The 26717-nt window shown below is 68.4% G+C and carries 23 protein-coding genes, 1 rRNA gene and 1 riboswitch; of the genes, 15 read left to right on the top strand and 9 right to left on the bottom strand.

Annotated features, from left to right (window positions below):
- From rrf to AC5P1C_RS19260, 11 genes are all read left to right on the top strand, one after another.
- Positions 1 to 76, top strand: a 5S ribosomal RNA gene (gene rrf / locus AC5P1C_RS19310); the annotation flags it as partial.
- 163 nt (positions 77 to 239) lie between these two features.
- Positions 240 to 848: a cardiolipin synthase ClsA gene (gene clsA / locus AC5P1C_RS19305; protein ID WP_493867090.1), complete on the top strand. Its 609-nt coding sequence runs from the start codon at positions 240 to 242 to the stop codon at positions 846 to 848.
- A 113-nt stretch (positions 849 to 961) separates the two neighbouring features.
- On the top strand, positions 962 to 3457 hold the full coding sequence (locus AC5P1C_RS19300; protein ID WP_493867089.1) for a sugar phosphate nucleotidyltransferase: 2496 nt from the start codon (positions 962 to 964) through the stop codon (positions 3455 to 3457).
- A gap of 101 nt (positions 3458 to 3558) precedes the next feature.
- Positions 3559 to 4458: a DUF881 domain-containing protein gene (locus AC5P1C_RS19295; protein ID WP_493867088.1), complete on the top strand. Its 900-nt coding sequence runs from the start codon at positions 3559 to 3561 to the stop codon at positions 4456 to 4458.
- On the top strand, positions 4455 to 4787 hold the full coding sequence (locus tag AC5P1C_RS19290) for a small basic family protein (RefSeq protein ID WP_030794354.1): 333 nt from the start codon (positions 4455 to 4457) through the stop codon (positions 4785 to 4787). Before AC5P1C_RS19295 ends, AC5P1C_RS19290 begins: the two co-directional genes overlap by 4 nt.
- A 4-nt stretch (positions 4788 to 4791) precedes the next feature.
- Positions 4792 to 5658: a DUF881 domain-containing protein gene (locus AC5P1C_RS19285; protein WP_493867087.1), complete on the top strand. Its 867-nt coding sequence runs from the start codon at positions 4792 to 4794 to the stop codon at positions 5656 to 5658.
- 82 nt (positions 5659 to 5740) lie between these two features.
- Entirely contained in the window at positions 5741 to 6709 is a 969-nt protein-coding gene (locus AC5P1C_RS19280) for an FHA domain-containing protein (protein WP_493867109.1), read from the top strand.
- A 43-nt stretch (positions 6710 to 6752) separates the two neighbouring features.
- Positions 6753 to 7496: a transcriptional regulator FtsR gene (gene ftsR, locus AC5P1C_RS19275; protein ID WP_493867086.1), complete on the top strand. Its 744-nt coding sequence runs from the start codon at positions 6753 to 6755 to the stop codon at positions 7494 to 7496.
- A gap of 53 nt (positions 7497 to 7549) precedes the next feature.
- Positions 7550 to 8023 carry a bifunctional nuclease family protein gene (locus AC5P1C_RS19270; protein ID WP_006123076.1) on the top strand — a complete coding sequence of 158 codons (474 nt, stop codon included), beginning with the start codon at positions 7550 to 7552 and terminating at the stop codon, positions 8021 to 8023.
- A gap of 172 nt (positions 8024 to 8195) precedes the next feature.
- The gene (locus tag AC5P1C_RS19265) at positions 8196 to 8831 is read left to right on the top strand and encodes a MerR family transcriptional regulator (RefSeq protein WP_493867085.1); all 636 of its coding nucleotides are present in this window, start codon (positions 8196 to 8198) and stop codon (positions 8829 to 8831) included.
- An 83-nt stretch (positions 8832 to 8914) separates the two neighbouring features.
- Positions 8915 to 10324, top strand: coding sequence for a DNA polymerase IV (locus AC5P1C_RS19260; RefSeq protein WP_493867084.1), 1410 nt, complete (start codon positions 8915 to 8917; stop codon positions 10322 to 10324).
- A 43-nt stretch (positions 10325 to 10367) separates the two neighbouring features.
- On the opposite strand, the gene AC5P1C_RS19255 is transcribed toward AC5P1C_RS19260, so the two are convergent.
- Positions 10368 to 10748, bottom strand: a complete 381-nt coding sequence (locus AC5P1C_RS19255; RefSeq protein ID WP_493867083.1) for a PRC-barrel domain-containing protein — start codon at positions 10746 to 10748, stop codon at positions 10368 to 10370.
- Positions 10749 to 10891: 143 nt separating this feature from the next.
- A riboswitch (glycine riboswitch) is annotated at positions 10892 to 10989 on the top strand.
- Between the two features lie 197 nt (positions 10990 to 11186).
- Between AC5P1C_RS19255 and gcvP the strand changes: the two genes are divergently transcribed.
- Positions 11187 to 14072, top strand: coding sequence for an aminomethyl-transferring glycine dehydrogenase (gene gcvP / locus AC5P1C_RS19250; protein ID WP_493867082.1), 2886 nt, complete (start codon positions 11187 to 11189; stop codon positions 14070 to 14072).
- A gap of 88 nt (positions 14073 to 14160) precedes the next feature.
- On the opposite strand, the gene AC5P1C_RS19245 is transcribed toward gcvP, so the two are convergent.
- Both AC5P1C_RS19245 and AC5P1C_RS19240 read right to left on the bottom strand, forming a co-directional pair.
- Positions 14161 to 14367 (bottom strand): DUF5999 family protein, encoded by a 207-nt coding sequence (locus AC5P1C_RS19245; protein WP_361843540.1) that lies wholly within the window; start codon positions 14365 to 14367, stop codon positions 14161 to 14163.
- Positions 14368 to 14671: 304 nt separating this feature from the next.
- The gene (locus tag AC5P1C_RS19240) at positions 14672 to 15256 is read right to left on the bottom strand and encodes a hypothetical protein (RefSeq protein ID WP_493867081.1); all 585 of its coding nucleotides are present in this window, start codon (positions 15254 to 15256) and stop codon (positions 14672 to 14674) included.
- 487 nt (positions 15257 to 15743) lie between these two features.
- Between AC5P1C_RS19240 and AC5P1C_RS19235 the strand changes: the two genes are divergently transcribed.
- The gene (locus AC5P1C_RS19235) at positions 15744 to 17261 is read left to right on the top strand and encodes a glutamate-cysteine ligase family protein (protein WP_493867080.1); all 1518 of its coding nucleotides are present in this window, start codon (positions 15744 to 15746) and stop codon (positions 17259 to 17261) included.
- Positions 17262 to 17283: 22 nt separating this feature from the next.
- Here the strand turns inward: AC5P1C_RS19235 and AC5P1C_RS19230 are convergent, their stop codons facing one another.
- Positions 17284 to 19056 (bottom strand): substrate-binding and VWA domain-containing protein, encoded by a 1773-nt coding sequence (locus AC5P1C_RS19230; RefSeq protein WP_493867079.1) that lies wholly within the window; start codon positions 19054 to 19056, stop codon positions 17284 to 17286.
- A gap of 166 nt (positions 19057 to 19222) precedes the next feature.
- Here AC5P1C_RS19230 and AC5P1C_RS19225 point away from each other — a divergent pair, with 166 nt between their 5' ends.
- Positions 19223 to 20023 carry a CPBP family intramembrane glutamic endopeptidase gene (locus AC5P1C_RS19225; protein WP_493867078.1) on the top strand — a complete coding sequence of 267 codons (801 nt, stop codon included), beginning with the start codon at positions 19223 to 19225 and terminating at the stop codon, positions 20021 to 20023.
- A 73-nt stretch (positions 20024 to 20096) separates the two neighbouring features.
- Here AC5P1C_RS19225 and AC5P1C_RS19220 read toward each other — a convergent pair whose 3' ends face one another.
- Positions 20097 to 20918: a PhzF family phenazine biosynthesis protein gene (locus AC5P1C_RS19220; RefSeq protein ID WP_493867077.1), complete on the bottom strand. Its 822-nt coding sequence runs from the start codon at positions 20916 to 20918 to the stop codon at positions 20097 to 20099.
- A gap of 50 nt (positions 20919 to 20968) precedes the next feature.
- On the opposite strand from AC5P1C_RS19220, the gene AC5P1C_RS19215 reads away from it, so the two are divergent.
- Positions 20969 to 21121 (top strand): hypothetical protein, encoded by a 153-nt coding sequence (locus AC5P1C_RS19215; protein WP_493867076.1) that lies wholly within the window; start codon positions 20969 to 20971, stop codon positions 21119 to 21121.
- Between the two features lie 211 nt (positions 21122 to 21332).
- On the opposite strand, the gene AC5P1C_RS19210 is transcribed toward AC5P1C_RS19215, so the two are convergent.
- The 4 genes from AC5P1C_RS19210 to AC5P1C_RS19195 form a co-directional block, all read right to left on the bottom strand.
- A complete protein-coding gene (locus AC5P1C_RS19210) occupies positions 21333 to 22325 on the bottom strand; it encodes a TniQ family protein (RefSeq protein ID WP_493867075.1) in 993 nt (330 codons plus the stop codon).
- Positions 22326 to 22944: 619 nt separating this feature from the next.
- Positions 22945 to 23958, bottom strand: a complete 1014-nt coding sequence (locus AC5P1C_RS19205; RefSeq protein WP_493867074.1) for an ATP-binding protein — start codon at positions 23956 to 23958, stop codon at positions 22945 to 22947.
- A gap of 32 nt (positions 23959 to 23990) precedes the next feature.
- Positions 23991 to 25853 carry a TnsB C-terminal domain-containing protein gene (locus AC5P1C_RS19200; RefSeq protein ID WP_493867073.1) on the bottom strand — a complete coding sequence of 621 codons (1863 nt, stop codon included), beginning with the start codon at positions 25851 to 25853 and terminating at the stop codon, positions 23991 to 23993.
- 14 nt (positions 25854 to 25867) lie between these two features.
- Positions 25868 to 26620: a TnsA-like heteromeric transposase endonuclease subunit gene (locus AC5P1C_RS19195; RefSeq protein ID WP_493867072.1), complete on the bottom strand. Its 753-nt coding sequence runs from the start codon at positions 26618 to 26620 to the stop codon at positions 25868 to 25870.
- Positions 26621 to 26717 lie beyond the last annotated feature (97 nt).

Raw genomic sequence — 26717 nt, 5'->3', positions numbered from 1 at the left:
GAACCCGGAAGCTAAGCCTCACAGCGCCGATGGTACTGCAGGGGGGACCCTGTGGGAGAGTAGGACGCCGCCGAACTCAATTTATAGCCGTGGTCCCTGGACTTAATTGTCCAGGGACCACGGCTTTTTGTTTTTCTGGGGGCCTTTCTGGCCCTTCACTACCCCTCTGCACCGCCGGCCGACAACTGAGGGTAAGGTCAGGGGGCATCATCGGCTCGTTTCCCACAGGAGGCCCCCGGGTGGAGGTCCAGGAGACTCGCGTCCAGACGGACCGAGTCCTCACCATCCCGAACATCCTCAGCATGGCGCGCCTCGTTGGCGTACCTCTCTTCCTGTGGTTGATCCTCAGGCCGGAGTTCGGCGGGCCCAAGAGTGACCACTGGGCGCTGTTGGTGCTGATGCTGAGCGGCATCAGCGACTATCTCGACGGCAAGCTGGCCCGGCGATGGAACCAGATCAGCAAGCTCGGCCGGTTGCTCGACCCCGCTGCCGACCGGCTCTATATCTTGTCCACCTTGGTCGGGCTCACGTGGCGGGAGATTCTTCCGCTCTGGGTGACCGCTCTGCTGCTCCTGCGCGAGCTGGTTCTGCTGGTGATGGTCTGGATCCTCAGACGTCATGGCTATCCGCCGCCCCAGGTGAACTTCCTGGGCAAGGCCGCCACCTTCAACCTGATGTACGCCTTTCCCCTCCTGCTCCTCAGTGACGGCAGTGGCTGGATCAGTACTCTCGCTGCTATTTTCGGATGGGCGTTCACAGGATGGGGTACAACTCTGTACTGGTGGGCAGGGATCCTCTACGTGGTTCAGGTCCGCCGACTTGTCCGTGCGGACACCACGGCCGATTGAGCTTGCCGATTCGGCAGCTGTATAGGCTTGCAGTCCCGTGAATCATAAATGCGGGTCTATCTTGGCGGGCTAAGTCGGCTAGATCGTCGTCTATTGAGGAGGACGCTTCCGACATGAAGGCCGTCGTAATGGCCGGAGGCGAAGGCACGCGCCTTCGCCCTATGACCTCGAGCATGCCCAAGCCGCTCCTGCCTGTGGCCAACAGGCCCATCATGGAGCACGTGTTGCGGCTGCTCAAGAGGCATGGGCTCACCGAGACCGTAGTGACAGTCCAATTCCTGGCCTCCCTGGTCAAGAATTACTTCGGCGATGGTGAAGAGCTCGGGATGGAGCTCACCTATGCCAATGAGGAGAAGCCACTCGGCACTGCCGGGAGTGTGAAGAACGCCGAGGAAGCGCTGAAGGACGATGCGTTCCTCGTGATCTCCGGTGATGCTCTGACTGATTTCGATCTCACCGAGCTGATCAACTTCCACAAGGAGAAGGGCGCGCTCGTCACCGTCTGCCTGACGCGCGTTCCCAACCCGCTGGAATTCGGCATCACCATCGTGGACGAAGAAGGAAAGGTCGAACGCTTCCTGGAGAAGCCGACCTGGGGGCAAGTCTTCTCCGACACGGTGAACACGGGCATCTATGTCATGGAGCCCGAGGTCTTCGACTACGTCGACGCCGACGTGTCGGTGGACTGGTCCGGTGACGTCTTCCCGCAGCTCATGAAGGAAGGCAAGCCCATCTACGGGTACATCGCCGAGGGCTACTGGGAGGACGTCGGTACGCACGAGAGTTACGTCAAGGCCCAGGCCGACGTCCTTGAGCGCAAGGTCGACGTCGAGCTCGACGGCTTCGAGATCTCGCCCGGTGTCTGGGTGGCCGAAGGCGCCGAGGTGCACCCCGACGCCACGCTGCGCGGGCCGCTCTACATCGGCGACTACGCAAAGGTCGAGGCCGACGCCGAGATCCGTGAGCACACCGTGGTGGGCTCGAACGTGGTGGTCAAGACCGGTGCGTTCCTGCACAAGACCGTCGTGCACGACAACGTCTACATCGGCCAGCACAGCAACCTGCGGGGCTGTGTCATCGGCAGGAACACCGACATCATGCGGGCCGCCCGCATCGAGGACGGCGCCGTCATCGGGGATGAGTGCCTCGTCGGTGAGGAATCGATTATCCAGGGCAATGTCCGGGTCTACCCGTTCAAGACGATCGAGGCCGGCGCATTCGTCAACACCTCGGTCATCTGGGAGTCCCGGGGCCAGGCGCATCTCTTCGGTGCACGCGGCGTATCCGGGATCCTGAACGTGGAGATCACGCCGGAACTCGCGGTACGCCTCGCGGGGGCGTATGCCACGACCCTCAAGAAGGGTTCGACCGTCACCACGGCGCGTGACCATTCACGAGGAGCCCGTGCGCTGAAGCGCGCGGTGATCTCGGCCCTGCAGGCCAGCGCCATCGACGTACGCGACCTGGAGAACGTGCCGCTGCCGGTCGCGCGGCAGCAGACGGCTCGGGGCAGTGCCGGCGGGATCATGATCCGGACGACGCCCGGGGTGCCGGACTCCGTCGACATCATGTTCTTCGACGCGCGCGGGGCCGACCTGTCGCAGGGGAGCCAGCGGAAGCTGGACCGGGTGTACGCGCGTCAGGAGTACCGGCGGGCCTTCCCCGGGGAGATCGGGGATCTGCACTTCCCGTCCAGCGTCTTCGACTCCTACACGGGTTCGCTGCTGCGCAACGTGGACACCACAGGTGTGGCCGAGTCGAACCTCAAGGTGGTCGTCGACGCCTCCAACGGCAGTGCCGGTCTTGTGCTGCCGAGCCTGCTGGGGCGACTCGGCGTCGACGCGCTGACCGTCAATCCGGGTCTCGACGAGGCGCGTCCGACCGAGACCTATGAAGCGCGCAGGTCGGGGCTGGTGCGGCTGGGCGAGATCGTGGCGTCGTCGCGTGCCGACTTCGGTGTGCGGTTCGACCCCGTGGGCGAGCGGCTTTCGCTCGTCGACGAGAAGGGGCGGATCATCGAGGACGACCGCGCGCTGCTCGTCATGCTCGATCTGGTCGCAGCGGAACGCCGCAGTGGGCGGGTCGCGCTGCCGGTGACGACGACGCGCATCGGCGAGCAGGTGGCCGCGTACCACGGGACGCAGGTCGACTGGACGACGACGTCGCCCGACGACCTGACGCGGGTGGGGCGTGGCGAGTCGACCATCTTCGGTGGAGACGGCCGCGGCGGATTCATCATTCCGGAGTTCAGCAGTGTCTTCGACGGTACGGCCGCCTTTGTGCGGCTCATCGGTCTCGTCGCGCGTACGCAGCTCACGCTGAGCCAGATCGATGCCCGTATCCCGCGGGCCCATGTGCTGCGGCGTGACCTCGCGACGCCGTGGGCCGTCAAGGGGCTCGTGATGCGGACCGTCGTGGAGGCGGCTGGGGAGCGGTCGGTGGACACCACCGATGGCGTCCGGGTCGTGGAGACCGATGGGCGGTGGGTGTTGGTGCTGCCCGATCCCGCGGAGGCCGTCACCCATCTGTGGGCCGAGGGACCGGACGACGCGTCCGCTCAGGCGCTGCTCGACGAGTGGTCCGCAGTGGTGGACAGCGCCGGTCGCTGAGCCGGTCGCTGACCGGCGGCGTGGGCCGGACGGCACCCGTGAGAGGTGCTGTCCGGCACGCCGGTGGGGCCATTCGGAGGTAACGCCCGCGACGTGCGACGATGTGCGGCATGCCGCAGCAGCCCCCCGTTCGGAGCACCTCCTCGCGCCCCCGGCGTCCGGACGCCTCCATGTCGCTGCTGACCACGGTCATGGACCACAGCCTGGACGAGGGCTACGCGGAGGCAGCGGCCCGGAAGAAGGCGAAAGGTGCCGCTGGAGTGCCGCGTCCGCTGCGGGCGAAGCTCGGCCTCGCCCTCGGACTCGTCCTCGCGGCCCTGGTGGTGACGGTGGGGGCGGCGCAGGCGCGGATAGCGGCTCCGGTCGTCGCCAAGGAGCGCGCTGAACTCATCGACCGCATCGAGTCGGCGACCTCGGACGCCGATGAACTCGAAGGGGACGTCGAGACGCTCCGTGACGACGTGGACGAACGACAGCGCGAGGCACTGAAGAAACACGGGGGCAGCCAGGGCGAGTTGGTGTCCCTGCTCTCCGGTGCCACGAAGGTCCACGGGCGCGGCGTGAAGCTTGTGGTGGACGACGCGAAGGAAGCCGATCAGGGTGGGGGCGGGCCGCGCGAGAGCGCCGGATTCTCCGACACCGGACGGGTACGCGACCGTGACATGCAGCGGGTCGTGAACGGCCTGTGGCAGTCCGGCGCGGAGGCGATCTCCATCAACGACCAGCGGCTGACGGCGCTGTCGGCCATCAGGGCCGCGGGTGACGCGATACTGGTCGACAACAAGCCGCTGGTGCCGCCGTATACGGTGCTTGCCGTGGGCGACGGACAGCGGTTGAGCACGAGATTCCAGAACAGTCGCGACGGTCAGTATCTGCACGCTCTGCAGGAGAACTTCGGCGTCCGGACCAGCATTTCCGTCCAGGATGATGTCCGACTGCCGGCAGCACCGAGTGTGACCGTACGAACAGCAGAGCCGAAGGCAGGAAAGGGCACATCGTGATCGCCGTACTGGGCCTCGTCGTGGGAGTCGTGGCCGGATTGTTGGTCCGGCCCGAGGTTCCGGCGGTGGTCGAGCCGTACCTTCCGATCGCCGTGGTGGCGGCACTCGACGCGGTGTTCGGAGGCCTGCGCGCGATGCTCGACGGGATCTTCGACGACAAGGTCTTCGTGGTGTCGTTCCTCTCGAACGTGGTCGTGGCCGCCCTGATCGTGTTCCTGGGCGACAAGTTGGGCGTGGGCGCTCAGCTCTCCACCGGTGTCGTGGTGGTGCTCGGCATCCGGATCTTCTCCAACGCCGCCGCCATCCGCCGACACATCTTCAGGGCGTGAGGCGATGAGTACGGACGAGACGCCCGCGGGCGACAAGCGGAGCAAGGAGCTTCCCGCCGAGGTGCACAGCGCGCCCGCGGCGCCCGATGAGAGCGCGGCGCCCGAGCCGGACGCACCGCAGGGCGAGCAGCAGGACGGCCAGGCGTCGCTCAGCGGTCGTCAGCGGCTGGCGGAGGGGCTGTGGCCGCCTCGCGTGACCCGCCCCCAACTCATCGTCGCCCTGCTCCTGTTCGTACTGGGGCTCGGACTCGCCATCCAGGTGCGCTCCAACAACGACAGCAGCGCGCTGCGTGGCGCACGTCAGGAAGATCTCGTACGCATTCTCGATGAACTGGATGACCGCACACAGCGTCTGGAAGGTGAGAAGCAGCGTCTCGAGGACCAGCGCACCGGGCTCGAGAACAGCTCGGACCAGGCCGAGGAGGCCCGCAAGCAGACCGTCGAGAAGGAACGTCAACTCGGCATCCTGGCGGGCACCGTGGCAGCGCAGGGTCCTGGCATCACGCTGACCATCGATGACAAGAAAGGCGCGGTTGAGGCGGACATGCTGCTCGATGCCATTCAGGAGTTGCGCGCCGCGGGGGCCGAGGCCATCCAGATCAATGACGTACGCGTAGTGGCCAACACCTATCTGTCGGATACGGACAGTGGTGGTGTCCGGGTGGACGGCCGCAAGGTCGGCAAGCCTTACAGGTTCAAGGTGATCGGCAAGCCGCAGGACCTCGAGCCGGCGCTGAACATCCCCGGTGGAGTGGTGCAGACTCTGGAGAAGGAGCAGGCCACCGTCACCGTGACGCGAGCGGAGAAGATCGTGGTGGACGCCTTGCGAGCGGCGAAGCGGCCTGACTACGCTCGGTCGTCGTCCCAGTGAGCCGGGGGTGCATGGGGGCCGCCGGTCGAGGGCATGAGGTTGCGGGGGGTCGGCGCACCGTAAGCGTGGTGCGTGGTGGAAACTGTTTGGCGGGTGCGGACGTTGTGAGGATGTCTGTGCTGCCGATGTACGCCGGTGTGTGCAATCAGGGTTCGTCCTGCCCCACGGGCGGGTCTGTTTCGGTCAAGGGGAATCGCCCGTGAAGTTGTTTGCGAAGTTGTTCGGCAAGAGCGCACGTGAGGACAGCGGCAATCCCGCCACTGCCCGGCACCGTGCCCCGCGCCATGGAGACGCCGAGGAGCAGGGCGCCGAGCGCCCGATGTTCCGTGACCAGGTCGGTGGGCCAGGCGGTGACATTTCGGGCGCGCAGGGCGCGTCGTCTGTTGACCCTGCCGGTGCGGGCCGCATAGGTTTCACAGAACCGTCAACCTCAAGTACGGGTGGAGGGTTTACCCCCGATCCGTACGCATCGAATGCCCCCGCGGGGCAGCCGCGGCAGGAGGATCCGTCCATGGCCCTGGTGTGTACGAGGTGCGGGAACCGCAACGCCGAGGCGAGCCGGTTCTGCTCCAACTGCGGTGCGCCGCTGCGGGCCGGGGCCACGCCGGAGCGTCCCTCCGAGACGACCTCGACGATCTCCATCTCGGGCCTGGAGGCCTACGACGCGGAGGTGACGGGGCAGACCGCCTCGCCCGCCCTCTCGCCGGAGGCCCAGGCCGCCGTTGACGCACTGCCGCTCGGCTCCGCACTCCTCGTGGTGCGCCGCGGGCCGAACTCGGGCAGCCGCTTCCTCCTGGACGGCGAGCTGACCACGGCGGGGCGCCACCCGCAGAGCGACATCTTCCTGGATGACGTGACCGTCTCGCGTCGTCACGTGGAGTTCCGTCGCCTCGGTGACGGTTCCTTCACCGTCGCCGACGTGGGCAGCCTCAACGGCACGTACGTCAATCGGGAGCGCATCGACTCGGTCGCGCTGTCGAACGGCGACGAGGTGCAGATCGGCAAGTACCGCCTGGTCTTCTACGCGAGCCAGCGGGCCGTCGGTATCTGATCCGCCCCCAGACTTCCGTCCGGGGGGACCCCCAGGAAGGGCCATGCTTCAAACACCGAGGGGCGGTGCCGGGAACGGCACCGCCGCCGAGGACCATCGGCTGATGAGCATCGGCGCCGTGCTGAACGCGCTGCGTGACGAGTTTCCCGAGGTCACGATCTCCAAGATCCGCTTCCTGGAGTCGGAAGGGCTCATCGAGCCGGAGCGCACGCCATCCGGCTACCGGAAGTTCAGCCCGGAGGACGTCGAGCGGCTCGGTCACGTCCTGAGGATGCAGCGGGACCACTATCTGCCGCTCAAGGTCATCCGGGAGCACCTGGACGCCCTGGAGCGCGGAGAGCGGGCGCCTCTGCCCTCCCTGGGGCAACCGCGCGAGCCCGGTGACGCCTGGGGCGTGCGTGACACCGAGGAGCCCACCGCGGCCCGCGTGGGCCGCGCCGAGCTGCTGGCCGCCGCCGAGGTCGACGCGGAGCAGCTGGCGGAGTGGGAGACGTACGGGCTCATCGCACCCTTGCCGGACGGTGGTTACGACGCGGAGGCCGTGACGGTCGCCGCGCTCGTCGTCGAACTCGGACGGTTCGGCATCGAACCCAGACATCTGCGCGCCATGAAGTCGGCGGCCGAGCGCGAGGCCGGCCTCGTCGACCAGGTCGTGGCGCCGCTGCGCAGGCACCGTAACCCGCAGACCAGGGCCCATGCGGAAGCCCGTACGAAGGAGCTCGCGGGGCTGACCGGGAAGCTGCACTCTGCACTGGTGCAGACCGCGCTCGGGGTGCGGTTGCCCTGACTCGGGGGGTGCCCGACTACCCAAACCGGCCGGGCACGTCCTAGGGTTGCTGTGTGAACGAGCTCGACGTCGTAGGTGTCCGGGTGGAAATGCCCTCCAACCAACCGATCGTGCTCCTGCGTGAAGTGGGAGGCGATCGTTACCTCCCCATCTGGATCGGACCAGGTGAGGCGACCGCGATCGCCTTCGCACAGCAGGGGATGGCGCCCGCACGGCCGCTGACCCACGACCTGTTCAAGGACGTGCTGGAGGCGGTGGGACAGGAGCTCACCGAGGTGCGCATCACGGACCTCCGAGAAGGGGTCTTCTATGCGGAACTGGTGTTCGCCAGCGGAGTCGAGGTGAGCGCCCGGCCGTCCGACGCCATAGCGCTCGCCCTGCGCACCGGAACGCCGATCTACGGCAGTGACGGTGTCCTCGACGACGCGGGCATCGCCATTCCGGACGAGCAGGAGGACGAGGTGGAGAAGTTCCGCGAGTTCCTCGACCAGATCTCGCCCGAGGACTTCGGTACCAACAGCCAGTAGTCCGTCGCTTCCGAAGGGGCCCGGCGGACCATTCGGCAAGCCATTCCCGGCGACGCGGTACGGCAAACCACTCTTAGGGTGATTATCACTCGGCGTGCCGAGTGTGGCGATCGTTGACGAGCCCCTGGTGACTGCCTACCGTCGTGGAGGCAGGTCAAGGACGGAGGTCGGCGTGAGAAGCAGCGGCGACGGTACGGCGATGGGCGGTCCGTATCCGCTTCACGGCAGCGCGGCCGGTCACTCTCCGAGCAGGCCGATGGCGGTTCAGGGGAGCGTTCAGGGGAGCGGGGACGCCACGTCCGGACAGTCCGAACAGGAACAGATCGGTTACCGGGGGCCGACCGCGTGCGCGGCCGCCGGCATCACCTACCGACAGCTCGACTACTGGGCCCGTACGGGCCTCGTCGAGCCCAGCGTGCGGTCCGCGGGCGGGTCGGGGACCACGAGGCTCTACAGCTTCCGGGACGTCGTCGTCCTGAAGATCGTGAAGCGGTTCCTCGACACGGGAGTGTCCCTGCAGAACATCCGGACCACGGTCCAGCATCTGCGCGGCCGCGGTTTCCGGGACCTGGAGCGGATGACGCTCATGAGTGACGGCGCGACGGTCTACGAGTGCACGTCGCCCGACGAGGTCCACGACCTGCTCCAGGGCGGCCAGGGGGTCTTCGGGATCGCCGTGGGCGTCGTGTGGCGGGACGTGGAAGCGGCGCTCTCGCAGCTGCACGGCGAGCGGATCGACACCGGGGAGACGCTGGTGCGGCAGAACCCCGCCGATGAGCTGGCGAGGCGGCGCAACAGGGCCGTGTGAGGCGGCTGGGACGGTTGAGGCGGGTTCGAGTGCCCGGTGGTGTTCCCCAGGTGTTGTCAGTGGCGTAGGGCAGCATCAGAGGTGTGAGAACCGCGCCCACGATCCTGCATCTCGACATGGATGCCTTCTACGCGTCTGCCGAGCAGGCCGCGAAGCCGAGTCTGCGCGGGAAAGCCGTGGTGGTGGGCGGACTCGGGCCGCGGGGTGTGGTGGCGACGGCCTCGTACGAAGCGCGGAAGTTCGGTGTGCACTCGGCGATGCCCATGGGGCAGGCGCGGCGCCTGGCGCCGAATGCGGCCTATCTGGTGCCGCGCTTCGGGCTCTATCGCGACATCAGCGAGCAGGTGATGGGGCTGCTGCGGGAGCTGTCGCCGCTGGTGGAGCCGCTCAGTCTGGACGAAGCCTTCGTCGACCTGGAGGCGGGCGGCGTGGCGGACGACCAGGCGTCGGCGCTTGAGGTGGGTGAGCGGTTGCGCGCGGACATCAAGGCGGTGACTGGGCTCGCGGGGTCGGTCGGGCTCGCCGCGTCCAAGATGCTGGCCAAGATCGCTTCGGAGGATGCCAAGCCGGACGGCCTGCGGCTCATAGTGCCGGGCACCGAGCGGGAGCTGCTCGCGCCGATGTCGGTGCGGATCCTGCCCGGTGTCGGTCCTGCCACCGGGGACCATCTGCGGCGGGGCGGGATCATGACGGTGGGGGAGATCGCAGAGGCGGGCGAGGACGAGCTCGTGCGGCTCCTGGGCAAGTCGCACGGGAGCGCGTTGTACGCGATGGCGCTGGCGCGGGACGAGCGGCCCGTGGTGGCGGAGCGAGAGTCCAAGTCGGTCAGCGTCGAGGACACGTACGACGTGGACATCCACGACCGGGTACGGGTCAGGGGCGAGGTGGCGCGTCTGGCCGACCGGTGTGTGGAGCGGCTGCGGGCGGCGGGGCACTCGGGACGGACGATCGTGCTGAAGGTGCGGCGGTTCGACTTCTCGACGCTGACGCGCTCCGAGACGCTGCGGGGGCCCACGGACGACCCCGGAGTGGTCCGGGAGGCCGCCGCGCGGCTCCTGGAGTCCGTGGACACCACCGGAGGCGTGCGGCTCCTCGGGGTGGGCGTCACGGGGCTCGCCGACTACACGCAGGAGGATCTTTTCGCGCAGGCCCAGGAGCAGGCGCGGAGCGAAGCAGCCCAGGCCCTGGAGGCGCAGCGCGAGGCCGAGGAGGAGCGGGCCGCGGAGGCCGCGGAGGAACCCGCGGTCGAGGCGGTGGAGGAGCCGGTCGCTCCGGCCGAGCGGCGGTGGGCCGCCGGGCACGACGTGCGGCATGCCGAGTACGGGCACGGGTGGGTGCAGGGCAGTGGCCTGGGGCGGGTCACAGTGCGCTTCGAGACACCGGATTCGGTGGCCCCGGGGCGGGTGCGGACGTTCCGTACGGATGATCCGGCGCTCGAGCCCGCCGAACCCTTGCCGTTGGTGGCCTCTCCCGAGGCGCTGGAGCCGCAGTGACGTCCGGTCTGCCGCTGGTGGTCACCGGAGTGCTCGGCGGGCGTCAGATGCCCTCCTGGCCTGCGATCTTGCCGAAGTCCTGGTCCGGGGGCGGCGGTGACTGCGGGGGCGTGATGTCCAGGCCGTAATGGTGGTAGAGCTGCAGTTCCTGTTCGGGCGAGAGGTGGCGGCCCACCCCGAAGTCGGGGGCGTCCTTGATGAGGGAGCGGTCGAAGGGGATGCGCAGGGTTCCGTCGCTCTTGACCACGCTGGGCTCCAGGGGGACGAACGCGTCCCGGCTGAACAGACCGGTGCGTATCGCGGCCCACTCCGGGGCGCCGGTCGCGTCGTCGAGATAGACCTCGTCGATCGTTCCGATCTTGGTCCCGTGCTGGTCGAACGCCTTCCGGCCGATCAGATTGCGTGGATCGATATCGGTCTGCACGGTCCCTCCAACTGGTCGAGGCTTGTCGAAGTGGGGCGTAACTCATCCTTGTTCGTTCGTAATCACTACGAAAGAGCACTTCGGGGCAGGCGGCCACTCGAGGGATCCGCTATCTCCTCGCTGGTAGGCTGGCGCTTGGCTGCTGACCCCGTGCGGGAGAGCTCCCCGGTGGAAACACCGGGGGCGCCGAAGGAGCAACTCCTCCCCGGAATCTCTCAGGCACCTGTACCGCACGGACGAGGTCACTCTGGAAAGTAGGGCGGGCGTCGGGCGGGCACGTCCGGAACCCTTCCTCACCGACGGTGAAAGCCGGTGCGACGCCTCTCGCGGGGCACGGACCGGTGAAACTCTCAGGTTGAGATGACAGAGGGGGAGGCCGTCCGGGTACCCGCGCCGTGGTGCCCCTCGCAGGTCGCGTCAGACCAGGAGGCCTCCGCAATGACCGCCACCCCTCGTATCCCGCTCTCACAGCTCGAGCAGGGCATTCCCTTCGAGCAGCGGCACATCGGCCCCGATGTGGAAGCACGGGCCAAGATGCTCGCGCAGGTCGGATACGGCTCGCTCGACGAGCTGACCGCCGCCGCCGTGCCGGATGTGATCAAGAACGCCGAGGCGCTGAACCTGCCCGGAGCGCGCTCCGAGGCCGAGGTCCTGGCCGAACTGCGCTCCCTCGCGGACCGTAACGACGTGCTCGACTCCATGATCGGGCTCGGTTACTACGGGACGTTCACGCCGCCCGTGATCCTGCGGAACGTCATGGAGAACCCGGCGTGGTACACCGCTTACACGCCGTATCAGCCCGAGATCTCGCAGGGGCGCCTCGAGGCGCTGCTCAACTTCCAGACCGTCGTCGCCGAGCTGACCGGACTGCCCACCTCCGGTGCCTCGCTGCTCGACGAGGGAACGGCCGCCGCCGAGGCGATGGCCCTCTCGCGGCGCATGGGCAAGGTCAAGGACGGTGTCTTCCTCGTCGACGCCGACACGCTGCCGCAGACCATCGCCGTCATCCAGACCCGCGCCGAGCCGACGGGTGTCGAGGTCGTCGTCGCCGATCTGAGCGAGGGCATTCCGGCCGAGGTCGCCGAGCGCGGTGTCGTGGGCGTACTGATCCAGTACCCCGGCGCCTCCGGTGCCGTACGCGACATAAAGCCGCTCGTCGAGCAGGCACACGAGCTCGGTGCCATCGTCTCCGTCGCCGCCGACCTGCTGGCCCTGACGCTGCTCACCTCGCCCGGTGAGCTGGGCGCCGACATCGCCGTCGGCACCACGCAGCGCTTCGGTGTGCCGATGGGCTTCGGCGGCCCGCACGCCGGTTACATGGCGGTGCGCGAGAAGTTCGCGCGCAGCCTGCCGGGGCGGCTCGTCGGAGTCTCCGTGGACGCGGACGGCAACAAGGCCTACCGGCTCGCGCTGCAGACCCGTGAGCAGCACATCCGCCGCGAGAAGGCCACCAGCAACATCTGTACCGCTCAGGTGCTGCTCGCCGTGATGGCCGGAATGTACGCGGTCTACCACGGGCCCGACGGTCTCAAGGCCATCGCGCGGCGCACCCACCGCTTCGCCACCGTGCTCGCCGCGGGGCTCAGGGCCGGCGGGGTCGAGGTCGTGCACGGCGCGTACTTCGACACCCTGACCGTGCGGGTGCCCGGCAGGGCCGAGGAGCTCGTCGCCGCGGCCCGCGAGGGTGGCGTCAACATCCACCAGATCGACGCCGACCAGGTCTCCCTGGCCTGCGACGAGACCACCACGCGCAAGCAACTGACCGCGATCTGGACCGCGTTCGGGGTCGAGGGCGACGTCGAGGCGCTCGACGCGGAGACCGAGGACTCGCTTCCCGGCGGCCTGCTGCGCTCCGACGACTTCCTGGCGCACCCCGTCTTCCACCAGTACCGCTCCGAGACCGCGATGCTGCGCTACCTGCGCAAGCTGGCCGACCGCGACTACGCGCTCGACCGGGGCATGATCCCGCTGGGCTCCTGCACCATGAAGCTCAACGCGACCACGGAGATGGAGCCGGTCACCTGGCCCGAGTTCGGGCAGCTGCACCCCTTCGCGCCCGCCCAGCAGGCGCAGGGCTACCTGACGCTCATCCGTGAGCTGGAGGAGCGGCTCGCCGAGGTCACCGGGTACGACAAGGTCTCGCTGCAGCCCAACGCCGGTTCGCAGGGCGAGCTCGCCGGCCTGCTCGCCGTGCGCGGCTACCACCGGGCCAACGGCGACGAGCAGCGCACCGTCTGCCTCATCCCGTCCTCCGCGCACGGCACGAACGCCGCGAGCGCCGTGATGGCCGGCATGAAGGTCGTCGTCGTGAAGACCAGCGACGACGGTGAGATCGACATCGAGGACCTGCGCGCCAAGATCGAGAAGCACCGCGACGAGCTGTCGGTGCTCATGATCACCTACCCGTCCACGCACGGTGTCTTCGAGGAGCACGTCGCCGACATCTGCGCCCAGGTGCACGAGGCGGGCGGCCAGGTCTACGTCGACGGTGCGAACCTCAACGCCCTGGTGGGCCTCGCCCAGCCCGGCAAGTTCGGCGGCGACGTCTCGCACCTGAACCTGCACAAGACCTTCTGCATCCCGCACGGCGGCGGTGGCCCCGGCGTCGGCCCGGTCGGTGTGCGCGAGCACCTCGCGCCGTACCTGCCCAACCACCCGCTGCAGCCCGCCGCCGGGCCCGAGACGGGCGTCGGACCGATCTCCGCCGCGCCGTGGGGTTCCGCGGGAATCCTGCCGATCTCCTGGGCGTACGTACGTCTCATGGGTGGCGAGGGCCTCAAGCGCGCCACGCAGGTCGCCGTGCTGTCGGCGAACTACATCGCCAAGCGCCTCGAGCCGCACTACCCCGTGCTCTACACCGGCCCCGGCGGGCTCGTCGCGCACGAATGCATCATCGACCTGCGTCCACTGAGCAAGGCGACGGGTGTCAGCGTCGACGACATCGCCAAGCGGCTCATCGACTACGGCTTCCACGCGCCGACCATGTCGTTCCCGGTCGCGGGGACGCTGATGATCGAGCCGACCGAGAGCGAGGACCTGGTCGAGATCGACCGGTTCTGCGAGGCGATGATCAACATTCGCGCGGAGATCGAGAAGGTCGGCGGCGAGTGGACCGCCGAGGACAACCCGCTGCGGAACGCGCCGCACACCGCTGCCGCCCTCGGCGGTGAGTGGGAGCACGCCTACAGCCGCGAGGAGGCCGTCTTCCCGGCCGGTGTCGTGGCCGCGGACAAGTACTGGCCGCCGGTGCGGCGCATCGACCAGGCGTACGGCGACCGGAATCTGGTCTGCTCCTGCCCGCCGCTGGATGCGTACGAGGACTGATACCGGGTCCAGCACATGCGTGGGGGCCGGTCCGGAGGTCTTTCTCTCCGGGTCGGCCCCTTTGTCGTCCGTGCCGTGCTGCCCCGCGTCAGGCGGCCGTCATGATCTTGTCCGTGCCCAGCGGTCGATGCGGGGCGATGATCTGGCCGTCCGGCAGCAGCTCACCGGTGTCCTCGAAGAGGAGGACGCCGTTGCACAGCAGGCTCCAGCCCTGCTCCGGGTGGCTCGCCATGAGGAGCGCGGCTTCCCGGTCGGCGGAGTCGGCTGTCGGGCACGGTGGTTGGTGCTGGCACATGGAAGGGTTCTTTCGCTGCGATGTGATGGCTGTGACGTTGGCCTTGCGACTCGATGCGGTGTTCATGGCCGCCCCCCGTTTGTTTGGTCGGTCCCAGTGTTGCCCTACGGACGTCGATCCGCAGGGATTTAGCGGCAGCGCTCCTTACTGCTTAATGACGTATCACCCGCCCGGACGGTTCAGCCCAACTGCACTGTCTCTTCGGGTGGTTCGGGGTGGTCATACCGGGCTAGTCCGTATGGGCACATCACGCGCCGTGCCCCGCGGCCTGGACGGCGGCGGGGCACGGAGACGTACGGCGAGGTCAGGCGGGTGAGCCGAGCAGCGATGCCGGGGCCATGCGGTGGCTGAGCACCTCCAGGAGCTCCGTGGCGCGGTGCGGGCGGTGCGCCGCGATGCCGGGAGGCGCGGGCGCCAGGGGCACGAGGATGTCGGAGGGCGCGAGGTCGCCGCCCGCTCCGTCCGCCGTGCAGTCGCCGTGCAACCAGAGGGTCAGCATGTAGAGCTCGGGCACGGACAGCAGCCGGGGTTGGTAGGGCATCGGCATCGCCTCCGCGTGGCGCAGGGCGCGCTCGGTGGACGCGAGGTAAGGGCCCTCGAAGAAGTGGGAGAAGGCCCACCCGTCGGGCGTCAGCATCGTGTCCGCCGCGGCGACTGCGCGCTCGCCCGCGCGGATCAGGAAGCGCCACCCCGCGAGCCGGGTGGGCGATGTGCCCGACGGGGTGATCCGGTCGAGTACGTGGACGGGCAGCGGGAGTTCGGGGTTCACCGGTCCCTGTGCGGCGCGCAGGGACGGGGTACGGGCTTCGCGTACGGCGGTGGGTGAACCGAGAGCCGCGAGGACGCTGCGCAGGGCGGGCGCGGGAGCCGGGGGGACTTGCAGCGGCATGATGGGTCGCCTCTCTCATTCGACAGGCACGGTGGAACGAGGACAGGTGCGGACGTCGCTGTCTGCTCCGAAGTCAGAGGGGGCGGGGGCAGGGGACCGCGAGCGCCAACTCTCTGCCTCGTTCGCGGAGTTTATACGACACGTGTTCAGGCAGTGTTTCGTCTAACCGCACCTGATATTGCCGGCAAGGCGGAATTCGGTCGCTATTTCGCGGACTTTATCCCGATTCTGGATGGACCCCGACTGTCTGACCTCGGCTCCCCTCGCGGGAGCGGACGGCCGATTCTCGTCGGCGTTTTTCACCAGGCGCCGCAGCGAGGGTTCCCCGGCGTATCGCATGCCCGGTGAATGTGCCGCGCGGGGCCACGGCGTCGAGCGTACTGGGCCGGAGGCATGTGCGGGGCGTTATCGATCACATTGCAGGGCATCATCCCCCGAGACATCGCGGCCGGATCATTGGCTGCCCATCAGAGGAGGGGACGCTTCGATGGGGGAGAAGGTCGTGGCAGGGACGTTTGACCTGTCCGAGCGGAACCGGTACCGGAGCAAGCTCAAGGAGTGTCTCGCGGGGCTGCGGAGGCTCCTGGACGAGGAGCGGTTCGACCGGCCCAAGAACCTGATGGGTATGGAGATCGAGCTGAATCTCGCGGGGCCCGACGGCATGCCGAGAATGCTGAATGCGGAAGTACTCGAACGCATCGCGAGCCGCGACTTCCAGACGGAACTCGGAATGTTCAATCTTGAAGTCAATATCGCCCCTCACCGATTGGGCGGACGCGTTCTTGACCGCCTGGCCGAGGAGCTGCGCACCGGCCTCGCCTATGCCCACCGGAAAGCGAACGAGGTGAACGCGGGCATCGTGATGATCGGTATTCTGCCGACGCTCGCGCACCACGACCTGGTTTCGGGGAACCTCTCCGACGTCGACCGCTACGCCCTGCTCAACGACCAGATCGTGGCCGCCCGCGGCGAGGAGTTCGTCCTGGACATCCAGGGCGTGGAGCGGCTGACCTGCACCTCCGCGTCGATCGCGCCCGAAGCGGCCTGCACCTCCGTGCAGTTGCACCTCCAGGTCACACCGGGCCGGTTCGCCGACGTGTGGAACGCGGCGCAGGCCGTCGCCGCCGCGCAGGTCGCCGTCGGCGCCAACGCGCCGTTCCTGTTCGGGCGTGAGCTGTGGCGCGAGTCGCGGCCCCCGCTGTTCCTGCAGTCCACGGACACCCGCCCGCCCGAACTCCAGGCGCAGGGCGTGCGCCCGCGGACCTGGTTCGGCGAACGCTGGATCAGCGACGCCTACGAGCTCTTCGAGGAGAACCTGCGCTACTTTCCCGCGCTGCTCCCTCTCATGGACGAGGAGGATCCCCTGGAGGTACTCGACGACGGCCGGGTGCCGCAGCTCGGTGAACTCGTCCTGCACAACGGCACCGTGTACCGCTGGAACCGCCCCGTGTACGGCATCGCGAACGGCGTCCCGCACCTGCGCGTGGAGAACCGCGTCCTGCCCGCAGGCCCCACCATCACCGACGTCATCGCCAACGCCGCCTTCTACTACGGCGTCGTACGCGCCCTCGCCGAGGAGCCGCGGCCCGTGTGGACCCGGCTGCCCTTCGACGCCGCGGCCCGCAACTTCGACACCGCGTGCCGCGACGGCATCGAGGCGCGTCTGCGGTGGCCGAGGCGCGGCAGGACGGGCGGGATCGTCGAGATGCCGGCGGTCGCTCTCGTACGCGACGAGTTGCTGCCGCTCGCCGCGGCGGGGCTCGACGCGTGGGGAGTCGAGCCCGCCGACCGGGACTTCTACCTGGGCATCATCGAGGAGCGGTGCAGGCGGCGGGTGAACGGGGCGTCCTGGCAAGCGGCGACGTACCACCAGGCCCTGGAGACCGGGCTCGAACGCGAGGCCGCGCTCGCCGCGACCACCCGGCGCTACGCCGAGCTGATGCACGCGGGCGACCCGGTGCACACCTGGCCGGTGGGGCTTCCCGAACCGGCTGTCCTGAGCTGAGGCACCCAGGAGGCGGGTGGGCTCAGCCGTGGCTGCCCGCCTCCATGATGGCCTTGAGGATGACCGCGTGGATCTGCGCCGGGTCGTCGACCTGGTGACCTGATCCGCCGGTCGCTTCCGCGATCTGCACGACCTCCTCCTTGTCCGCGTTCGGGCCGACCGCGATCGCGATGAGCGGCACCGGGCGCTTGGGGTCGGAGAGGTTCTCCAGCTGTGCGACGAGGTTGCTGCGCGAGATGGAGCCGGGGTCCTGGTTCGCGCCGTCCGTGAGCACCACGAGCGCGTTGAACTTGCCGCTCGCGTACGTGGACGTGGCTTCCTTGTACGCCGCGAGCGTCGTGTCGTACAGGCCGGTCGCGCCGCCCGGGATCGGCGCCAGGTCGCTGAAGGCCTCCGAGACCTTGTCCCGCTGTGTGCCGTCGCCCTTGCGGTCGCCGAGCCGCTGAGTCGGCACGAGCTTGCGGTAGTCGCGCTCGCCGTCCAGGAGGGTGGCGAACTCCCAGAGGCCGATCTCGTCCTCGTCGGTGAACCCCGCGAGCGCCTGCAGCAGTGAGGACTTGGTGACTTCCATCCGGGACTGATTGCGGCCCGGCACGAACTCGCTCATGGAGTCCGAGACGTCGACGACCGTGCTGAGCCGGGCGCTCTGCACGGTGATCGTCCACATGCCGAGCGTCTCCTGAAGGTCCTTCTCGGAGGGCGGCTCGCTCGGCTCGTCCCCGTACGGCTGGGGGGTTCGGCCGCCGGCCGCGGTGACCAGCTTCGCCGACGGCTCCTCCGCGCCGGTCCTGAAGCCGTGCTTCTCCAGGATCGGGCGCCCCGCCTCGTCGCTGAACAGCGTCATGAAGCGCAGGGCTGCCCGGCTCTGGTCCGTGGACAGCTCGTCCTCCTGGACCAGCGTGTACGGGTAGTCGAGCCGCGGTGAGCCGTCCTTCGGATAGAACATGTCCAGGCTGTTCTCCTCGTCCGCCGTCTCGTTGTGCCGGTACGCGGCCTGCTCGGAGAGGATCAGCGCCTGATTGCGGCGCGGGTTGCCCTCTTCGGCGCCGGACGAGTCGCGGGCCAGGGTGTCGAGGAGCTGGCCGTCGTTGTCGGTGGTGCGCGCGGACAGCGCCTTGGCCATCGCGGCGGCCTGGGTGTCGCCGTCCTTGCCGCCCGACTCCTTCGCCGACTTGCCCAGCTTGGCGAGTGCCAGGAGGCCGGTCGCGCTGCGCGCGGGATCGGCGGCGCCGAGCCGCAGCTTGTCGCCTTTCATCGCCGCGCCGGTCAACTCCGGCCAGCTGTACGTCTTCTTGGGCCAGCCCAGAGACTCGGCGGCGGAGGGGACCATGGCCATGCCCACCGGGGACGAGGCTATGTTGCCCGCGGGCGTCACCTTGTTCTGCCTGCCGCCCAGGCCGACGCGTTGCAGCCACAGCTCGGAGTCCGGTACCCACACGTCGTAGGCGGGATCGCCCTTGCCCGTCCGCAGTTCGTCGGTGACCTTGTACGCCTCGCGGGCGGAGACCCGTACGTCGATGCACGATCCGTCGGACGTGACCTCGTTCTCGCGCGCGTCCTCGGCGGCCGCGCGCAGGGCGGGGGCGATGTCGGGGGCGGCGACGAGGTCCAGCTCCACCGAGTCGTCGCGGCACGAACCGCCGAAGGTGAGGAGGTCGCTGCGGACGGCGACCGCCGTGCCCGCCGCGACCGTCAGGACGAGTGCGGTCGCGATGGCCACGCTGCGGCCTCGGGTGCGTGGCCGAGGGTCGGGTGCGTCCGTCCCGTACTCATCGGGCAAGCTGTGACGTCCCATGGCGGTGGTGCCCCTCCTTGAGTGATGAAGCAAGGAAAGAGGGGGTGGCAAGACCGCAATCGGCGTCCGTCCCCCTCGGCCTGTCGCGCACGGTCTTCGTAACTTCTTTCGAGACCCTAGCGGGACGGGGATGGGGATGAGGCGGGATTACTCAACTGGAGGCGGAGTGCAAGCGGAGACCGGGTCGTTGGCCGGTTCTTTTCGGGGCGAGGGGCCATCGCGACGGATCCTCCGGGACGAGACGCTGCTCGTCCTGGCGCTCTCCCTGGGCGCGAGCGGTGTGTCCGCGCTGATCAGCTTTGTCGGATCGGTCACCAAACCGGGCGGTCTGAAGGACCAGGCGGCGACCATGAACTCGTCCGCCGCTCCAGGGCGGCCCTGGCTTGATCTCGCGTGGCAATTGTTCGGAATCTCGACGGCGTTGGTCCCGGTGGCGCTGGTCGCCCACTTCCTCATCAGGGAGGGCGCGGGACTGCGCACGATCGGCTTCGACCGGAGCAAGCCGTGGCCGGACCTGGGCCGTGGGGCGGCCATCGCGGCGGTGATCGGCAGTACCGGGATCGCCTTCTATCTGGCGGCGCGCGGGCTCGGGTTCAACCTGACGGTGGTGCCCGAGGACCTGCCGGACGTGTGGTGGAAGTACCCGGTGCTCGTGCTGGCCGCGGTGCAGAACGCGGTGCTCGAGGAAGTGATCGTCGTCGGCTATCTGCTGCGCAGGTTCGGGCAGTTGGGGTGGACGCCGATGGCCGCGCTGGTCGGGAGCTCGGTGCTGCGCGGCTCCTATCACCTCTACCAGGGCATCGGCGGGTTCATCGGGAACATGGCGATGGGGGTGGTCTTCGTGCTCCTGTACCGGCGGTGGGGGCGGGTCGGGCCGCTGGTGGTCGCCCATTCGCTGCTCGATATCGGGGCGTTCGTCGGGTACGCGCTGCTTGCGGGGAAGGTGGGGTGGCTGCCTACGCCATAGGCGGCGGGCAGGCGGGTGGTTCCTGGGGTGGCTGTGGGGACGTACGACGTGGTCGTACGTCCCCACAGTGGCGTCAGGCGTGCAGCTCTCCGTCGATGACGGTGACCGCGCGGCCCGTCAGGAGGGTGCGGTCGCCGCGCAGTTCCGTGCGGACGAGGCCGCTGCGGGCCGATGCCTGCAGGCCGGTGAGTTCCGCGCGGCCCAGGCGCTGGGACCAGAAGGGGGCCAGGGCGGTGTGGGCGCTGCCGGTGACCGGGTCCTCGTCGATGCCTACGTTCGGGAAGAAGCCCCGGGACACGAAGTCGTAACCGCGGGTGGGGTCTTCGGCGCGTGCGGTGGCGATGATGCCGCGCTTGGAGTGCTGGGCGAGGGCCTTGTGGTCCGGGGTGAGGCCGCGCACTGTCTTCTCGTCCGCGAGTTCGACCAGCAGGTCGCCGAGGTTCGCGCCGGTGTCGTACACCGCGAGCGGCTCGGCGCCGAGCGCCTGCGCCGCTCCGGCGGGGACCTCGGCCGGGGTGAGCGGGGCGGTCGGGAAGTCCATGGTGATGGTGCCGTCGGGGCGGGCGGTCGTGGTGAGGATGCCGCTGCGGGTGGCGAACCGGACGGGGCCGTCGGCGGTGCCGGTGACCTGCAGGACGTGGGCCGTGGCGAGCGTGGCGTGGCCGCAGAGGTCGACCTCGGTGGCGGGGGTGAACCAGCGCAGCGCCCAGTCGGCTTCGCCGTGCGGGGGGAGGGGGTGGGCGAAGGCGGTCTCGGCGTGATTGACCTCGGCGGCCACGTTCTGGAGCCAGGTGTCCTCCGGGAAGGCGTCGAGGAGGAGTACGCCTGCGGGGTTGCCCGCGAAGGCGCGGTCGGTGAAGGCGTCGACGATGCGGATGCGGTGAGGAGTCGGCATGTGGAGGACGCTAGCGGGCCAATGTGGGGGTGGGACAAGGCCAATTGCTGGTGAGTGGCCCCGGTCCTGGTCCTGGTCCTGGTCCGGGCGGGTGGTGGCTCGGCGCGATGGACGCGGTGGACGCGGTGGACGCGGTGGACGCGGTGGACGCGGTGGACGCGGTGGACCGGGTGGACCCAGTGGGCGCGGGGCGCGGGGCTTGACCGTTCTGAGGGCGGGGCCAGGTCGGTATGTCCGTCCGGCGCGTCCCCTCTCGTCCGTTGCTGACCTGGGCCTCTGACCTGGGCCTCTGCCTGTTGTCCTGTCTCAACGAAGTTAGTCGTTCGCGTGGCGTTGACCTGCGCGGACTGGGTTGGTTGAGACAGGCCGACTCGGTTCGTTGAGACGAAAGGTCGTTGTTGGCCCGGTCGGGACTCAGTAGAGCAAGTACGGAGTGACCAAACTCCGTCGTGTTTCAGCGCCGCTGTCCCCGGGGGTGCGCGGTGGAGGGATGACTTCGCGGGGGAAGAACGCGTCGTCGATCCGTCGGCTGCGGTGGAAAGCAATGAACCTGTGGAGGGAGAAGTACCGCTCGACCCACTGGATCAGGGGGTCCGTGCGTTCTTTGGGGATGTAGCCGATGAGGATATTTCGATCCGTGATCTGTTCAACGAGCCAGGTGACGTGGCCGGTCGAGACGGCGTGCCGTTCCCACTCCTGGCTTGCGAGGAGTCCAGTGAGCGCCACGACTTGAGGGTGAAAGACCATGGAGAAGGTCAGGTCTCGCGAAGGTGGTTCGCCGGTGTCATCGGGGAGGATGCGACGCGCTGTGTCGAGCACGTCGAATGGATCAGCGGTCTCCTGCATCCAGTTGAAGTAGATCTTGCGTGCGTTGCGGTAGGCGTTCCGGACCCAGCGGCGGCCATGGCGGGTGATCAAGTTTCGATGGCGCCTTTGGGCCTTCAGCGTGTCCGGGAGCCTGGAAACGTCGACTTGCTCGTCGACCCGGGTGATCCCGTCACCGATCCAGAGGCGGTGACGGAGACAGACGTTGCGGTCGTGGGTGGTCCAACAGGACACGGGTGACGTGATGCCCGCTGCGTTGGTGCAGCGGCGGCAAGCGGGCCGTTGGATAGCGGTGTGCAGAGCGCTTCGCGGACGGCCGACCGTTCCGGGACAGTCTGGGGCGTCTGGATCGAGGAATTCGGGGAGAGCCAGTTTGAGGGTCGTGGTGGGGAGGCCGACCGCCCTGGCGAGCGGCTCCAGGAGTGAGCTGGCAGGGGTCTTCTTGGTGCGGCGGATTTCCAGGAGAGGCAGGAGCTGATCGGCGGGAAGGTGGTTTGCATCGGCGAGCCGGCTGAGGAAGGAAGCCACGGTCTCGTCGTGGAACGGGGAGACGGCCCGGGGAAGCGACTGCCGCTGAGACATCAGGCCTCGCGTTCTTGCGCAGGACCGGACGCCGGACGCTCTCTGAGACGTTCACGATCGGCAGCAGCGCGACAGAAATGTGAGCACCAGACCGGTGTGTCACCCTCGCGAGCCAAGCCTGCTTCCTGTTGGAGGCCGCATTGTCCGCACTGGTTGTTCGACCAGCGGGCTTCGTAGGCGTCTTGACGGCAAGTCTGGGAGCACCAACGGAAGGGGCGGTTGCGTTCGATGACGGTGCCGCACTGACCACAGGGAGCGATACAGAGAGCGCGCCGGCGGGCGCCCTGGCGAGAGAGTGGTGCCCGCTTGTGGCGGGCGGTCACCCGGCAGCGGGCGGAGCACCACCGGGCTGGACGACCTCTGGCTTTCCGGCTGCGCATGGGCTGGCGACAGACTTCGCATCGGGTGTCCGTCAGCGCCCGTTGCAGGTCAAGAAGGGGACGCCCGGCGGCCTCGGCGAGCTTCTCAACGCTCGGAGGACCTGAGGAGCCCGACTCGCAGAGATGCGAACGCAGATCGGAGGGAACGACGTGGTTGGCATGCGCGAGGCGCCGGATGTAGGAGGCGACAGTGTCTCCGTCAGCGGGGCGAACGTAGATCGGCAGTCGAGGGACGTCGGTCATCGCTGTCTGGCGGGCTTGCGAGCTGGACGGACGGACTCCGCCGCGTGATCCAGAGGGATCGCATCGAGGCCGTCCTTGGTAATGCACTCAGTGCCGTTGAGGACTGCGTCGATCGCGGCGCCCCGGATGGCGTGGGACAGTGCGCCGATCATCCCGTCGGTGCGGTTGTGCAGGTAGCGGTCCAGTTTGACCAGACTGCGCGGTGGATGGTCGTGCAGGATCAGAGTCTCTTCCATGGTCGCGATCAGCGCTTTCCATTCGTCGCCGCAGGGGAACGGGCCGGTGGGGACGAGAGTGAAGCGGCCAGCGATCTGTGCGCCCCGCGTGCCGACCAGCAGTTCACTGCTCTCCAAGTCGATGCCTGCATAGACGAAGGTGGCGGGGATGCGCTCGGAGAAGTACTTCAAGGTGTCGGATACTTCGGCCCCGGCCTGGGTCCTTTGCGAGATGTTGTGGATCTCGTCGACGAGCACGAGCCCGGTGCGCGTGTCTGTGGAGACCCCCACCACGGCCTCGATGATGTCGGTCATGTTCGACCGCGGACGGACCGGTAGCCCCAGGAACCGGGCGAACTCTGCCGAGACCATGCGGGCGGTCGCAGCGGGCGGAACGGTGATGTAGAGGACCGGGATTCGGTCGCCGACCTTCGGGTGACGGGCTCGGTCGAGGAGTTCGTGGGCGCGGCCGAGTTGGGCGATTGCGCTGGTCTTGCCCGTGCCTGGAAGACCCGAGACCATCAGTCCGCGGCGGGCGCTGATCGCGTGCCGGTTCAGCAGGACCAGGCGACGGCCGCAGATCCGCGTCTTCTCGACGAACGACGTGGAGACCGTGAGCATCCGGGCGTGATGGTCGAGGCGGTCTTCGTCGTAAAGGTCCCGCTCGGTTGGTGACAGCTGCTGCAGTTCGGTCGGGGACAGTCGGACCGGGCTGGGAGGCGGGCCGTCGATGAACTTCCGCCAGCCGGCCAGGGTGGTCAGTTGCCGGTTCGCCTCTGCGTCGGCCTCCTGCACTGCCGTGGGCCCGGCCGCTGGGCAGGAGGGGGTCACGTGCGCCTCCAGGGGTTGGCGAGCGGGTCGAACAGGCCCAGCGGGATGACGTCGGCGAGTTCGGTGTCCGACTCGTCGTTGTGTTCGGTCTTGGTGGCGGGCGGATCGGGGACCGGGCGGTCGGTCGTGGTGGCCCGGGTGCGAGCGGCGACGCGGCGGTCGCGCTTCGAGCGCTTGGCCGGACGGTCCTGTTCTGCGGCGGGACCGTCATGGGCCCGCCGCAGCAGGGCTGCGGCCGCGTCGGCGATCTGCTCCTCGGTGCCGCCGGGGACCTGGGCGCGAGCGTGGTCCCAGGCGAGCTCGCCGAAGGGGACTCCGGCGCGGTGCAGATGCTTCCAGAACACGGTGATCCACCGATCGGCGCCGGTATCGCGTACCCAGATCCGGGAGACGTCGTAGGGGTCGTAGTGGACCTCCCACAGGCCCTTCTTCGTCGTCGCCCCGGAGCGCTGGCGGCGCAGCGGGTTCAACTCGGGGCTGTCGTAGGTGCGGTGCTTGATGCGGATCCCGTAGGCATTGATCGCCTGCCAGCGCTCCGGCAGCAACTCGACGTAGTCCTCCCCGCTGAGCGGCACTGGCACGTATCCGCAGGACTCAAGGAGCGTGGCGTACTTCTCGTTCGGCGAGAATGCCCGTGCCGGTGCGTCCGGGTCGCGCAGTGAGTCGTGGGGCCTGGTCTGCCAGTCGGCGATGATCCATTCGTCGAGGAGGTTCTGAATTTCGGGCAGCGACCACAGCGGTCCTTCTTCCAGGCCCCGGCCGCGGCGGCCTGTCGTCGAGCCGGTGTATCCCGCGACGAACTGGGCGAACAACGTGGCAACAGAGCTCAGGGTCTTCTCGATCGTGCCCTTGTCGGTCGGCGTCGCCTTGTGGGCTGGCTGCAGGTTGATGCCCAAATAGCGACAGGACGCGCGGAAGGCGTGCGAGATGAAGACGCTGCCGTGGTCGCAGACGATCGTCTCCGGAACGATCACCGGGCGAGCGGCCGCGTGTTCCAGGCGCCTGTCGATACTCAGCAGTCGCCGGTGCGGCAACGCTGACTGGGACATTCGCAAGGCTTCCGCCCAGCCAGGACGCATCGCTTCAGGGGTAACGCTGCGAGCCAGCAGCGCGGAGGCGTCCGCGGCCTTCGTGGAGGGCCGCAACACCGCTGCGGTGATCGACCTGGTGGCAATGTCGACCATGCCCGTCAGTTCAACCTTCTCGGCGACACCGTCATCCAGTCTCACCAGCACGTCCATCGGCGTGGAATCGATCTGCATCAGCTCGCCGGGCGCACTCGCCGGCACTTCGCCAAATGGCCCAGATGGCCGTGCACCGATCGATCGGCGGGTTCGGGCCGACCCGGTGGCATGGGTGCCCCTGGCGAGCTTGTCGAACAGCCGGTAGAGCGTGGCCCGCGACGGCAGTTCAATGCCGGTGGTCTCCTCCTGGTCGGACAGGATCTGCTTGGTCCGCCAGATAATGAAACCGATCGTCCTCGACGATGCTTCGGCGGTCTCGACAATCGCCTGCCGCATGGCCTCCACCACGGCAGGCTCGACCTGGCCGAAAGCCTGCATCAGCTTGGCCGACCGGCGGTCCGCCAGCCCGACCAGACCATCCCCCTGGTAGCGCTGACGCCGCTGCTTGATTCCGCTGGCTGACACCTGGTGCCCAGCTGCCGTCAGCTCCGCAGCCTTGGCCCGCTCGCGCTGGGCCAGCGAGTGTTTCTTCGGATCGAACTCCGGCCGCGGTTTGGCCCCTTCTGGAGCATCTGGCGGCAGGCCGTGCAAGACCTCCAGGATGTGCCTCTCCCACCAGCGGGCCTGTTCAGCGGCAGCCTCGGGAAACTCCGCGATGCGGGACGTCTGCGGCACTCGCCTCTTCCCGGTCACCGGCTGGCTCCGTTGGCCAAGTGGACGATCGTGCGCGGACCCAGCAACTCGACCGTCATCTCCTCGGAGGTCAGATCCTGGATCCAGAGCAGGTGGAACAGCACCGGCAGCGTCAACAGCCGGTCCCCGGCGATGTTTGCCCCCACCATGAGAGGTCCCGGGGCTGCGAAGACCTCCCGGAGCCGGGCAGCCGTCGGGTGGTGCAGACACCGTGGGTGCCGGTAGCGCGACAGCCACCGGACATTCGCGAGCAGTACCGCGTCCGGTGTTCCCAGCCGCTCGAACCTCCACCCGGCCTGGGCGCAGAGCAGACGCGTCACCTCGAAAGCCTCGGCGTCCTTCGGCTCGATCCGATCGTTTGCACGAACATCGACGACCACCGCCGAGCCGTCCGCGCGGCGCACGAAGTAGTCCGGGGCGTGCCGACGCTCCCGCTCGCCGTCATGCCAGTGCAGCCAGAACGGCTGCGAGCCAATCCCCACCACGCTCGGATCGAAGTCCATCAGCAGCAGCCGGTCCCGCTCCAGCCACGACTCAAAGCCGACGTGCCGCCCGGTCGTCGCCGACCAGTACCAGCCCGGAAAATGACGCTCACCGCGCGACCAGCGAAACGTACGTACAGGATCGACATCCTCGAACCGGCCCGTCACACAGTCCCGCAGTGGACGCCGACGACGCCCGTGCACCGCGTCCACGTACGACAACTCGATGCACGGCCCCGCGTGATCCACCCCGGCCGGTACAGCCATCCAGCACCCCCAGCGCCCTCAACCGCGCGACTAGGTTCGCTGAGACAGAACCCCGAACGACTCGGTTCGCTGAGAAAACGACTCGATTGAGTGAGAC

It is taken from the genome of Streptomyces sp. A18, from assembly GCF_059026065.1.
Note: the sequence above shows the minus strand (reverse complement) of the source record. Positions and strands in the feature narration are given on the sequence as shown.